This is a genomic window from Hyphomonas sp. TMED31, from assembly GCF_002172815.1.
Lineage (GTDB): Bacteria > Pseudomonadota > Alphaproteobacteria > Caulobacterales > Hyphomonadaceae > Hyphomonas > Hyphomonas atlantica.
This window is the reverse complement of record NZ_NHCK01000037.1, coordinates 24147-36272: the sequence shown is the minus strand read 5'-3', so window position 1 is coordinate 36272 and position 12126 is coordinate 24147. Positions and strand designations below refer to the sequence as shown.

The window sequence follows — 12126 nt, the reverse complement described above, 5'->3', positions numbered from 1 at the left end:
TTCTGAATTGTGNGANNCGATGACGACGGGCTGCTGTGGCNGCCGCAGGTCATCGCTCTCAATTCAGGAAGCGCTGCTTTAGCGATATTGGCGTGTGCTGGACGATATCCAGCCGAGGTGGAGGCCCGGTCTTTAGCGTTTCGCGCTCTGGCAGGAATGCCTTTGGTGGGTTAGCGAGAACCGCAGCAAATTCTGCGTCTACATTCGCAACAGGTGCAACTGGATTGGCGTCACTGTGCGCCTGGATAAGCATGGGTGCACAGTCGTATCCCGCGGGGCAATCAGACGATGATGCCTGATCTGTATGCCCGGTGTCGGCCATGGCTTCCATCGCCATGTCATNACAGGGNTGATTGCTGCTCATTTCAGTCGGCGCGGTTTCGGAGGNCCCGACCATCAATGGACACGCCATGACCGGATGAGCCGCCATGAAGGCAGCGGCAAACAGTGTCAGGAGGCGGGTCACAAACTGCATCATTGTTCAAATACGTGAAAAGATTAAAACTTTCATTTCAACAAACTGTGAGGCCGCTACTTCTTGCGGCCACCAAGCACAGCAACAAGTTCCTCGACCTTTTCACGCCGGTCATCGACATTGCTTCCGGTCAGGGCATGATCCACACACGTTGCGATATGGTCATCCAGGATAACGGCCTCGAGGCCGACAAGCGCGGCCTTCACAGCCTGCACCTGACGAATGACATCAATACAATACCGNTCGTCGGACACCATCTTCGTGATGCCGCGCACTTGTCCCTCGATGCGGGCAAGCCTTCGGGTCGCGGCCTCTTTGGTTTCAGTCTTCATGGCAAATACCCCATACAGGGTATNCATATGGGGACCTCGTGAAGCAATTTCCAGTCTCTTNATGCGTCAGAAACGAAAGGTTCAGCCCAAGATGGACTGACAGTCATCACTCAATGGCATTTCCAGCTGCGGTCCACGCCTTCATCGAGCCGATATAGACATCGACCTCGGAGAACCCCTTCCGCATGAGCTGCGAGGCGGCAATGGTGGCCCGGGCGCCGCTTCCGCACATGACGGTGACGGGCTTGTCCGGGTCGAGGTCACTGGCCGCATCAGGCAGCTTGCCGACATAAGCGTGCTTGCTGTCCTTGATATGGCCGCTCTCATATTCGTCGATGGCCCGGACATCGAGCAGGGTCCAGCCAGCCGGCGGGTTGTCTACGCGCGCGGCGACGGTTTCGGTATCGACGAAGTCGAGTGTGTCGAGCGGGCCGTTCTGGACCGCCACGGGCATGGCGCCGCTGACAAATCCGCTCACATTGTCGAAGCCGATCCGCTGAAGCGTGGTGGCCGCATCGACCGCCTGGTCGTCATCGCGCGCTACCAGCAGCACCGGTTTGTCGCCTGGCAGCAACCAGCCCGCGAAGGCGGCAAGCATGTCATCCGGGATGCAGAGCGAGCCCGTGCGGTGTCCGCCGGCAAAGTCGAATATGCCACGGACATCGAGGCAGACCGCATCGCCCGGATCGAGCAACCTGGCCGGGGAAGCGGGCAGGGGCGCCGGCGGCGCAGCTTCGGTGCCTTCCATATTGCCCTCTTCCATGCGCCGGAAGTATGGCGGGATGTAGTGGTTCTCGGCTACCTTGGCGTCGATGAAAGCCTCCCGGTCATCGATCTGCAGGCTCGGATTGTTGAGCTTTTCATGGCCGATGGAGGAAAACTCCCGGTCGGCCATGCCCGAGCCACAAACCGAACCGGCGCCATGCGCGGGATAGACGAGGCACTGGTCGCCGAGCCTCATCAGTTTCTCCAGGCTGTCATAGAGCAGGCCGGCGACTTCGCGTTTGCGGTCGGGATAGAAGTCCGTGCGCCCGACATCGCCAATGAACAGGGCATCGCCCGTGAACACGCCAACCGGGCCTTCCTCAAAGCTCTTGTCATAAAGCACGTAGGACAGGCTGTCGTCGGTGTGCCCGGGCGTTTCAAGCACCTTCAGGAGCGCGCCGCCAATCTCGAACGTGTCGCCTTCCCGCGTCTCGGCTGCATACTGGATCGGCTTTTCAGGGTTCGGCCCGTGCCAGACCTTTGCGCCAGTCTCTTCCTTCAGGACAGGGGCGCCTGAGAGCAGGTCCTCGTTCCGGTGGGTTTCGAAGACGTGCTTGATGACAGAGCCTTCCTCACGGGCGAGGTCCAGATAGATGTCGATGTCACGCCGCGGATCGATGACCGCAGCTTCGCCATCGGCGCTCAGGAAGTAGGAAAGGTGGGCAAGGCCCTGTGTCTTGATCTTTTCAAGTCTCATTCTGTTTCGCTCCTTTTCGGGATCGAATGGGTCTGACTGGACGTGGAAGGCGCGTTAGTCCTCCGCGATGGCTGCCCCGGCAGCGTCGTCTGGATTGAGCGTGCCTTCAAAGGGGGGAACGGGGCGGCTCGCCGCCTCCCTTTCCGTCGATGCCGGGCCATTCTCCGCGATGTCGGAAATCAGCCATTCCATTTCCTTGATCTCGCGGCGCTGCGCCGTGATGATCTCGTCGGCAAGCTCGCGCACACGGACATCCTCGATGCCGGCGCGTTCACTTGTCATGATGGCAATGGAGTGGTGGGGGATCATCGCTTTCATGTAGGACCGGTCGTCGACAGTGCTCTGGCTGCGCACCAGCCAGAGGGCCAGGACGAACACGACCGCAGCGCCAATGAAAATGCCGAAATTGATCCGGCTGTCCTTGTACATGTTGAGCATGAAGCTCAGCATCACGACGGCCATCGCGGCGCCCATGATGAAGGCCATGTAGAAGCGCGTTTCGCTCCAGCGAACATGCTCCCACGCATAGGTGTTGAGGTACATCAGCCCAAACATCACGATCATCGATGTGATGATCATTGCGCCAAACCGCCAATAACTGTTCTTCATATCCACTTTCAACATCCTCCTTATACAGTGGTGGGGTATTTCCACGACTAACGGAGAAGTGTGTGAACAGGTTCCGAGTTAATCCGATGCTTGAATTCCGCCTGAAGTTGGACCATCCATTTGGTTTCGCATCAGGAGGAAAATGAAGGATGCCGAGCACGAAATCAGCAGGAAACCATTGAGTGATTCCAGTCCCGCCAGGAACCGCGAATGTCCGGTTGGATAGATATCGCCCAGCCCAAGCGATGTGTAGTTGACGAGGGAGAAATAGAATATGTCCATGAACCCGTCCGCTTCGCCGCCCTTGAAACCACCCAAGTCAAAGGCATCCAGTAGCGTAAAGCTGGTTGCATAGAGCGCTGCCTCAGCGAGGTGCGCCAGGCCTGCACCTACGATACCCGAAACAACGATCGGGAGACCTGAACGCGCTTCATGGTTCAGGCGTCGGTGCAGATGCGCCAGTGCGAGATAATGCACCGTGCTTGCCAGCACAAAAGTGAGCAGTCCGATCAAGGTTGCAATGATCATGAATGGGCTTTGTGCTGGTTGTTTCCGGACTCCTCTCCGGGAGGATTGTCGCGGAGACGTTTCAGAAAGAAATGCTCGAATGAAAAGACTACAACCATGCCGAAAGCCGCGATCAGGATGATGACTGGATCGGCTTGCCACTTCAGGAGGAGGAAGGCGATCAGGACGACGGCATCGAGCGCTATCGCACAGATAAGGATTGCAGGTGCGGCGCCGACATCCTTTCTCAAATGCCGGAAGACGCCCCAATGGATGATGATATCCATGACCAGATAGAAGATTGCGCCAAGCGAAGCGATGCGACTGAGATCGAAGAAAGCCGCGAGCAATCCGGCAGCCACAACCGTATAGACGAGCGTATGACGCTGTACCGTTCCGGGCATGCCGAAATGTCTATGCGGAATCAGGTTCATGTCGGTCAGCATGGCGAGCATGCGGGAGACGGCAAACAAGCTGGCAAGCAGGCCTGAAGCTGTCGCGATGATCGCAATCGTTACTGTGAACCACAATCCATAGTTTCCAAGTGCTGGCCGGGCCGCTTCGGCGAGGGCATAGTCCTTCGCCGCAACAATCTCCGAGACAGTGAGGGTTGATCCGACAGCGAAACAGACAAGGAGATAGATGAAAGTGCAGATCGCAAGTGAGATCATGATGGCCCGCCCGACATTGCGGGTCGGTTGCTTCACCTCGTCGCCACTGTTCGTGATGGTGGTGAATCCCTTATAGGCCAGGATGGCGAGCGCGACGCCGGCCAGGAACCCACCGGCAGATGTGCTGTCAGCGAAACCGTCTGCTGCTGGCTGGAAGCTGAATCCGGCAGCCCNGATCGCAATAAGCGCGAAAATCAGTATGCCACCAATCTTGAGAATAGCCGTGACCTTCGATACGCCGCCGATCACCTGATTACCGGCAATATTTATCACGAAAGCCAGGATAATCAGTCCGATTGCCAGCAAGGGGACGAATATGCCGCCCTCGACGCCAAACAGCTGCAGCGTGTACGTACCGAACGTGCGGGCGACCAGGCTTTCATTGATGATCATCGAGAACGCCATCAGCAGGGCGGCGCTTCCGGTCACGGTAGACGGGCCGTAAGTGCGTTGGAGTATCATCGCGATGCCGCCGGCGCTAGGATACTTGTTGGAGACCTTGATATAGGAATAGGCGCTGAAGCCGCTGATGATGGCTGCCGTGAGGAAGGCGAGCGGAAACAGGTCGCCTGCAAATTCAGCGACCTGACCGGTCAGGGCAAAGATGCCGGCACCGATCATCACGCCCGTCCCCATGGCGACGGTGCCCGCCAGCGTCAGTGACCCTTGCTTGTAGTCATCCTCACTCATGGTCTTGCCTGTTCGGAGACCAATTGCGTTCCCCGATAGGAGGCATATGTCCTGGCATCCTCTCCAGAGAAGATGATGACATCATACCGATCTGGCGCGTTCGGTGTTTCCATGCCGGGAGAGCCTTGCGGCATGCCGGGCACCGAGACGCCGTTGACGTCAGGCTTTTCTTCGAGCAAGCGTCGTATTTCCCGAGCGGGAACGTGACCTTCAACGACATATCCGTCGACTTCTGCGGTATGGCAACTCATCAGTTCATCCCGAACACCAAGCCGTGACCGAATGGGTGTCAGGTCCTCTTCCTCTTTCACGATGACGTAGAAACCCTCGTCATGCAGGTGGTCCACCCAGGCGGCGCAGCAACCGCACCATGGCGTCTTGTGTACAGTGACTGTTTGCGCGTTGGCTGCGGGTGACGCGGAGAAGAGCATCACGCCCGCTATCAGGGCTGCAATCATCAGCGCACCGAGCGCGCTCATAGCAAGTGGTCTGGACATGTCTGTGCTCCGGAAAATTAGAGTTTAAGGGTTCTCAGCCGCAAGGCGTTGCCGATAACAGATACGGAGCTGAAACTCATGGCGGCCGCCGCGATCATCGGGCTCAGTAACAAGCCGAAGAAGGGATACAGAATGCCAGCGGCAACCGGCACGCCAAGCGTATTGTAGAAGAACGCGAAGAACAGGTTCTGGCGGATGTTGCGCATCGTGGCGTGGCTGAGCTCCCGGGCCTTTGCGACCCCGATCAGATCGCCTTTCACAAGCGTTACACCGGCACTCTCCATGGCCACATCGGTTCCGGTTCCCATGGCGATTCCGACATCCGCCTGAGCGAGCGCGGGCGCATCATTTATGCCGTCACCGCACATGGCCACGCGGGCACCGTTCTTCTGGAGTTCGGACACGATCCGATGCTTGTCTTCAGGCGAGACGTCGGCGTGAACCTCATCGATGCCGACCTTGTCGGCGACCGCGCGTGCTGTCGTCTCATTGTCACCTGTCAACATCACAATCTTCAACCCTTCGGCATGAAGACGTCTGATGGCTTCCGGTGTCGTCTCCTTGATCGGGTCCGCCACAGAGACAAGGCCTGCCGGTTTTCCGTCGACGGCGGCGAACATAACCGTCTGGCCTTCGGTGCGGTACTGGTCAGCGCGTGTCCCGAGGTCGTCAGACCAGCCCCCGATCCGCTGCATCATCTTTCTGTTGCCGATGGCGACGGTTTGGCCGTCGACGCTTGCCTGCGCACCTTCGCCAGTGACGGATTCAAATCCGTGCGCATCCTTGTGAGGCGCGCCCTTGCCTTTTGCGCCACGCACGATCGCGTCGGCAAGTGGGTGCTCGCTCAAACGTTCCACCGCGGCTACGAGACTAAGCAACGAGGCTTCGTCGAAGCCTTCGCCTGGCTGGACGCGTACCAGTTCGGGGCGTCCGAGCGTCAACGTCCCGGTCTTGTCGACCACGATCGTATCGACCTTCTCAAGCGTCTCCAACGCTTCAGCATTCTTGATCAGGATGCCGTTGGACGCGCCCTTGCCCGTGCCGACCATGATCGACATCGGGGTTGCCAGACCTAGCGCACAGGGACATGCGATGATCAGGACGGCAACGGCATTCACGATCGCAAAAGCCATCGCCGGGTCGGGTCCGAACACGGCCCACACGACAAAGGTCAGGATTGCAATTCCAATAACAGCCGGAACGAACCAGGCAGCGACGAGATCAGCGAGCCGCTGGATTGGAGCTCGGGACCGCTGAGCGGCGGCAACCATTCGGACAATCTGGGACAAGAGCGTGTCTTCGCCCACATGTGTCGCCTTCATAACGAGCGACCCGGTTCCGTTGACCGTGCCGCCGGTCACACGGGCGCCAGCGGCTTTTTCGACGGGCAGGGGTTCGCCGGTGACCATGGACTCGTCAACCGACCCATGGCCGTCGACGACCTCGCCATCGACCGGGATCTTCTCACCTGGCCGGACCCGCAGCTTGTCGCCAGACTTTACATCCGCGAGATCGACATCCTGTTCGCTGCCATCGTCAGCAATCCTGCGCGCAGTAGCAGGGGCAAGCTCCAGCAGTGCACGAATGGCTCCTGAGGTGGCGTTGCGCGCGCGCAGTTCGAGCACCTGGCCAAGTAAAACCAGCGTAACGATGACGGCGGCCGCCTCGTAGTAGACTGCTACCGCGCCGCCATGCCCACGGAATGAATCGGGAAATATGCCGGGCGCGAATGTTGCGACCAGGGAATAAATATAGGCCACGCCGACGCCCATCGCGATCAGGGTGAACATGTTGAGGTTGCGTCGCTTCACGGATTGCCAGCCGCGCACGAAGAAAGGCCAGCCGGCCCAAACGACAACGGGAGTCGCGATCAGGGCCTGAAGCCAGACACTCCATGTCGGATCAATCCAGTGCCTGAGCGGGCTGCCGGGAATCATTTCGCCCATGACAAAGGCGAGCAGTGGCGCCGAGAAGACAAGGGCGACCCAGAAGCGCCGCGTCATGTCATCCAGTTCGCTGGTATCCTGCTCGGCCGTCACCGTTTCCGGTTCGAGCGCCATGCCGCAGATCGGGCAGCCTGTATTGGCAGTTTCGCGTACCTGCGGATGCATGGGACAGGTCCAGACGGTGCCGGCATAGCCGATCGGAACCTTGTCATAGGCATCATCGGGCTTCTCTGGAGCGGCCTGATCGTTGTGATGGCACGCATGTCCGGAATGGGCGTGAGAAGTGTCGTTGGTCATGGCTCTGACTCTTTCAGCAGGAGTGCTTCACAGGATGAGGGTATGCATCACTTTTATGCGCTGCTGTTTCGGTTGAAGAAGTTGAACAAGGGAACGAACAGAAGGGCGATGTACCAGCCATAGAGATAGCTCTCGACAAGGCCGATCAGGAAACCAGTCAGCGTTCCAAACTCAAATCCGGGCAGTAGATCCTGCCATGCTGGATGCATGTGAAGGCTGGACGGCGTCACACTCCCCCAGCCGACGCACAGCAAATAACTGACGAGCAGGAACAGAGACAGCGAGTGTCCGACGGGGATAATTTTCATTCTGACCTCCAGCGGTCCAGGCAAGAGCAAGTAGGACAGTCATAGTATAATACCCCTAGGGGGTATATTCAATATCATCGCCGCTTGCCGGTTGCTTTTCAACTTGGCCGGCAAGCGGCAGTTTGGATTTCCTCCTTATCGCGGCGCACGGGAGGACGAGTGCGTGTGAATGACCTGCCAGGTGCCGGCGACCTTGCGGAACAGCACCGTTTGTTTCCCGATACGCTCCAGGCGTTCGCCATTGGAGCTGAACGTTCCACTGATCGCTGTGTCCGCGACAGCCCATGCAAAGTCACTTCCCTCGAATTGCACGTCTATATTCGAGAAGTCGAGTTCGAGATCCGGAATGGTATCTTTTTCGGGCTCGACATGATTTTCGACAAGGTCGAGCAGGCCAGTATTCTCGCCGCCTGACTCAAAGTACCGGGCGCCTGACCAGTCGAGAAAGTTCTGTCGGAACAGTTCGCCATCGCCGGTCTCCCAACCGGTTTCGATCGCGGCCATGATATCCAGGATCGCCTGTTCATCAGTCGAGACCGGTTTGGTGTCGTGATGGCCGTCGGAGTTGTCGTGTCCGGCGGGGACCGTGCCTGACATTTCTCGATCAGCTGCACCGTCGGTATGGTCGTGATCATGTCCATCGCCGCTCGCCGATGATCCATCCATCGTGTCGGATGGAGGCGCTCCGTGAGCGTCTTGATGATCGTCTGTTGAATTTACGGTGCCTTGGTCGCCATGACCGGCTCCGCCGCCATGATCATGATCGTGGCCTGGCCCGCTGGCTTCAGGAAGGGTCTGCACGCCAAGTCCGTACTTGTAGACAATTGTGCCTCCCCACCACGCTGTAACCGTCAAAAGACCTGCCACCGCCAGGGCACTGATCGCAAATACCGGGCCGGGCGACGAGGCCCTTCTCAGCCAGCGCCAACCGGCGAGGGCCAGTAATGCGAGGCCCGTGGGAACAGCCCAGTTGCGATGGGTTGTCATCGCTTCATGGGACGGCGCATCGTGAGCAACGCTGTAATAGGCCTGAAACCCGGCCGCGATGGTGGCCAGAACCGCCAAGGCAGCCAATGCCAGCATCCAGTCGGCGGCCGGTCGAAGGCTGTCGCGCCAGCGGCCTGCAGGTACGAGGAGGCCAGCCACATATGCCAAGGCTGCAGATGTGCCGAGGGCATAGGTAAAATGCACCAGCACGGGGTGAATATTGGGTTCTATGAAACCGCCCATTTTGTTCTCCTAATACCAGGTCCGCAGGCCCACGAGAAAGACGATATCGTCGCCTTCACCGCCTGCGGCTTTGATCATGTCGCGTGTCTCACCGAAGGCGCTTTGCCATTCGACGCCGACATAAGGCGCAAACTCCCTCCTGATTTCATAACGAAGCCGCAAGCCGGCATCGAGTGTGCTAAGTCCCGCGCCCGTTTCCCTTTCCGGTATGTCCTGCGCGGAAAGATTTGCTTCGATCCGAGGCTGCAAGATCAACCGCTGGGTCAGGAGCAACTCATATTCAGCCTCGATGCGGGCCGTTACATCGCCTTTTTCACTGAGAAAGGCGGAAGCGTCGACTTCGAACCAGTAGGGCGCCAGACCATTCAGTGCGACGACCCCATGCGCGAGACTATCCGGTTCGATGTCGTAGCGAACGCCCGCCTGAACATTCCAGAAAGGCGCAACCGCGCGGGAATAGAGCGCCTGGATCTCGGCATCATCCACGCCCTCTCCATTCAGAGAGGCGCGGCCCTCGCTCTTGAACCAGAGCTTGTTGATATCGCCCCCATACCAAGCCTGTCCGTTCCAGTACAAACTGTCGCCCTCGTCAGACATCTGAGCCTCGAGCTGGTTGAAGAGGATGTAGAAGCTCTTCTGGTCTCCGCCTTCCGCAAGAACGTCCCGGCGAGCGTCCGCCATTGCATCCTCGCCGTAGATGGCGTCGGCCTGATCCCAGGGCGGGGTTTGATTTGTGTCTTCCGCGAACGCGCTGCCGGTCGCGTAGAGCGCGAAGCCGAGGAGGAGAGGGGCTGCCAAATTCGGTTTCATCATGATTTTCCCTCCCCATGGTTCATGCCGTGATGGTCCATGGGCATATTCATCTGACCTGCCGGCATTTTTTCAGCTGGTGTCGTATCGTCTGCTGGCGGAATGACGCTGACGACCTGCATCATGCCAGCGTGCATGTGGTAAAGCAGATGGCAGTGGAACGCCCAGTCACCGACATGTTCTGCGGTGATGTCGACGCTGACCCTGTCTGCAGGCTTGACCGTTACTGTGTGCTTGCGCGGCATGTGATGACCACCGCCATTCACGAGATCGAAAAACATGCCGTGCAAATGGATCGGGTGTGGCATCATTGTATCGTTTACGAGCGTCAGGCGAACACGTTCACCCTCGTAGAACTTGATTGACTCGGTTACCTCGGAGAATTTTACACCGTCGAACGACCACATGTAGCGTTCCATGTTCGACGTCAGATGAATGACAATTTCGCGGCCAGGCGGGCGATGGTCCTCATTCATGTCGAGCGCGCGAAGCTGGTTGTAGGTGAGCGTGCGGTGGGGGACATCATCAAGCCCGAGACCGGGTTCGCCCAAGCGGCTCATCGTCATGCCTGATACTTTTGCGACACCGGGGCCGCGCTCTATATCTGCTTCAATCTTGACGGGCTGGACCGCCGGACCATGAGGATCGGGCATCATCGACATGGCACCCATGTCGTGGCCTTTCATGTCGTCCCCGGCCGTCGCGGTGTCCGGACCATGATCCATTCTCCCCATGCCTGACATGCCCGCCATGTCTCCATGGGCCATTCCCATGTCCCGCATGGTCAGCATCGGCACAGCTCGAAGCGCAGGCGCATCGACCCGCATACCGGCNCGCGGGCCGAGCGTGGCGACGGCCTGGCCGGAGCGGTCGATCGATTCGGCAACAAAGGCGTAGGCGCGCGCTTCGGTCGGCGCGATGATGACATCATACGTCTCGGCCACGCCCATCTGGAACTCGTCGGTCTCAACCGGCTGGACATTCAGACCGTCGGCCTGGACCACCGTCATCGGCAAGCCCGGGAGGCGGACATTGAAGAGGGTCATGGCGGAGGCGTTGATAATGCGCAGGCGAACCCGCTCGCCCGGCTGGAAGACCATATTGAAATTATCGGCCGTCGAATGGCCATTGATCAGGTAGGTGTAGGTTTCGCCGGTCACGTCTGCGAGATCGCGCGGGCTCATTCGCATCTGCCCCCACATGCCGCCAAGTCCGGTTGGGTTCGACAGGGTCGGGCGGTTGAAATTCAGGCTCTCGGCATTCTTCTTGAGCTTGTCGAAGATCCGGTGCGGATGCGTGAAACTCCAGTCGCTGAGGACGAGNACATATTCCCGGTCATAAGCCACTGGGTCTGTACCTGCCGGATCTATGACGATCGGACCGTAATGGCCGAGTTGTTCCTGCAGACCAGAATGGGAGTGATACCAGTAAGTGCCATTTTGCGGCACCTTGAACTGATATTTGAACGTTTCGCCCGGTTTGATGCCCGGGAAGCTGACGCCCGGCACGCCGTCCATATGGAAGGGGACAAGCAGTCCGTGCCAATGGATCGAAGTGTCTTCGGCAAGCCGGTTGGTGACGTTCATTGTAACGTCATCGCCCTCGCGCAACCGCAAGAGCGGACCGGGAAGTGTGCCATTGATTCCGGTTGCCATACCGACTTTGCCGTTGAGCCTGACCGGGAACTGCCCGATTTCGAGGTCGAAGCGCGTGCCCGAAAGTGAGGGCACACCAAGGTTTCCGTTGCTGGAAGATTTTGCCCAAGCGGGCAGGAGGCTGCTTGCCCCCAAGGTTGCGCCGGTGCCGAGCACCGTCTGCAACATACGTCGTCTGTTCAACATAATCGTCTCCATGAGGTGAATTTATGCAATCGGGCTGCTAATGCAGCGACGCACGAAATCAGCTCAGGGAACGCACCTTTAATGTGACTGGCGTTTGTTGCAGCAGGTAACTTCGGACCTCAGGCCAGGGCGTGCGGACATTGACGACGCGCTTCCATGCGTGTTGCCATGAGGGTGTAGCAAGCCCGATGGGCGTCGTATCGCCTAATACGTGCTGGACCGGGTTCGCCGTCTTGTCGGCTTGGGCGACCGTTGCTGTCTGAAGCTTGCAGTGATCAGTCTCATCATCGCAGGGCGCCTCAGGCCCATCGGCGGGCGCCTGGTGAGAATGAGCGGTGAACTCGGTTGCCATGCTATTCGTCGCCGACATATCGACGGGACACGCGCAGAGCACCTGCGACAGGCTGAAAAATACCGTCACGAGAGTTGCGACAACAAAGTTCATGACTAC

At 58.6% G+C, this 12126-nt stretch carries 13 protein-coding genes; all 13 read right to left on the bottom strand.

Features of this window, described 5'->3' with window-relative positions; all coding sequences use genetic code 11:
• Window positions 1–58: 58 nt before the first annotated feature.
• Complete coding sequence (locus CBB91_RS05930; RefSeq protein WP_273012786.1) at window positions 59–478, bottom strand: hypothetical protein; 420 nt, start codon at window positions 476–478, stop codon at window positions 59–61.
• A gap of 53 nt (window positions 479–531) precedes the next feature.
• Window positions 532–807 carry a metal-sensitive transcriptional regulator gene (locus CBB91_RS05925; RefSeq protein ID WP_273012784.1) on the bottom strand — a complete coding sequence of 92 codons (276 nt, stop codon included), beginning with the start codon at window positions 805–807 and terminating at the stop codon, window positions 532–534.
• A 106-nt stretch (window positions 808–913) separates the two neighbouring features.
• Entirely contained in the window at window positions 914–2269 is a 1356-nt protein-coding gene (locus CBB91_RS05920) for an MBL fold metallo-hydrolase (protein ID WP_034827466.1), read from the bottom strand.
• Window positions 2270–2323: 54 nt separating this feature from the next.
• Entirely contained in the window at window positions 2324–2878 is a 555-nt protein-coding gene (locus tag CBB91_RS05915; protein ID WP_034827488.1) for a DUF305 domain-containing protein, read from the bottom strand.
• A gap of 78 nt (window positions 2879–2956) precedes the next feature.
• Entirely contained in the window at window positions 2957–3406 is a 450-nt protein-coding gene (locus CBB91_RS05910; protein ID WP_034827464.1) for an ion channel, read from the bottom strand.
• On the bottom strand, window positions 3403–4746 hold the full coding sequence (locus CBB91_RS05905) for an APC family permease (RefSeq protein ID WP_273012782.1): 1344 nt from the start codon (window positions 4744–4746) through the stop codon (window positions 3403–3405). The genes CBB91_RS05910 and CBB91_RS05905 overlap by 4 nt, the downstream gene beginning before the upstream one ends.
• Window positions 4743–5243 carry a DUF411 domain-containing protein gene (locus tag CBB91_RS05900; RefSeq protein WP_034827461.1) on the bottom strand — a complete coding sequence of 167 codons (501 nt, stop codon included), beginning with the start codon at window positions 5241–5243 and terminating at the stop codon, window positions 4743–4745. Before CBB91_RS05900 ends, CBB91_RS05905 begins: the two co-directional genes overlap by 4 nt.
• 17 nt (window positions 5244–5260) lie before the next feature.
• Window positions 5261–7486 (bottom strand): copper-translocating P-type ATPase, encoded by a 2226-nt coding sequence (locus tag CBB91_RS05895; RefSeq protein ID WP_084419937.1) that lies wholly within the window; start codon window positions 7484–7486, stop codon window positions 5261–5263.
• 53 nt (window positions 7487–7539) lie between these two features.
• Window positions 7540–7794 carry a hypothetical protein gene (locus tag CBB91_RS05890; protein ID WP_034798659.1) on the bottom strand — a complete coding sequence of 85 codons (255 nt, stop codon included), beginning with the start codon at window positions 7792–7794 and terminating at the stop codon, window positions 7540–7542.
• 135 nt (window positions 7795–7929) lie between these two features.
• A complete protein-coding gene (locus tag CBB91_RS05885; RefSeq protein WP_034827457.1) occupies window positions 7930–9024 on the bottom strand; it encodes a DUF2231 domain-containing protein in 1095 nt (364 codons plus the stop codon).
• A 9-nt stretch (window positions 9025–9033) separates the two neighbouring features.
• A complete protein-coding gene (locus CBB91_RS05880; RefSeq protein WP_034813580.1) occupies window positions 9034–9837 on the bottom strand; it encodes a copper resistance protein B in 804 nt (267 codons plus the stop codon).
• Window positions 9834–11675 carry a copper resistance system multicopper oxidase gene (locus CBB91_RS05875; protein WP_034827486.1) on the bottom strand — a complete coding sequence of 614 codons (1842 nt, stop codon included), beginning with the start codon at window positions 11673–11675 and terminating at the stop codon, window positions 9834–9836. The genes CBB91_RS05880 and CBB91_RS05875 overlap by 4 nt, the downstream gene beginning before the upstream one ends.
• A 58-nt stretch (window positions 11676–11733) precedes the next feature.
• Window positions 11734–12120, bottom strand: coding sequence for a hypothetical protein (locus CBB91_RS05870; RefSeq protein ID WP_034813575.1), 387 nt, complete (start codon window positions 12118–12120; stop codon window positions 11734–11736).
• Window positions 12121–12126 lie beyond the last annotated feature (6 nt).

Coding starts and splice junctions, on each gene's coding strand:
- CBB91_RS05920 (WP_034827466.1), bottom strand. CDS start 2,269: ATGAGACTTGAAAAGATCAAGACACAGGGCCTTGCCCACCTTTCCTAC.
- CBB91_RS05870 (WP_034813575.1), bottom strand. CDS start 12,120: ATGAACTTTGTTGTCGCAACTCTCGTGACGGTATTTTTCAGCCTGTCG.
- CBB91_RS05890 (WP_034798659.1), bottom strand. CDS start 7,794: ATGAAAATTATCCCCGTCGGACACTCGCTGTCTCTGTTCCTGCTCGTC.
- CBB91_RS05895 (WP_084419937.1), bottom strand. CDS start 7,486: ATGACCAACGACACTTCTCACGCCCATTCCGGACATGCGTGCCATCAC.
- CBB91_RS05910 (WP_034827464.1), bottom strand. CDS start 3,406: ATGATCATTGCAACCTTGATCGGACTGCTCACTTTTGTGCTGGCAAGC.
- CBB91_RS05880 (WP_034813580.1), bottom strand. CDS start 9,837: ATGATGAAACCGAATTTGGCAGCCCCTCTCCTCCTCGGCTTCGCGCTC.
- CBB91_RS05885 (WP_034827457.1), bottom strand. CDS start 9,024: ATGGGCGGTTTCATAGAACCCAATATTCACCCCGTGCTGGTGCATTTT.
- CBB91_RS05915 (WP_034827488.1), bottom strand. CDS start 2,878: ATGAAGAACAGTTATTGGCGGTTTGGCGCAATGATCATCACATCGATG.
- CBB91_RS05900 (WP_034827461.1), bottom strand. CDS start 5,243: ATGTCCAGACCACTTGCTATGAGCGCGCTCGGTGCGCTGATGATTGCA.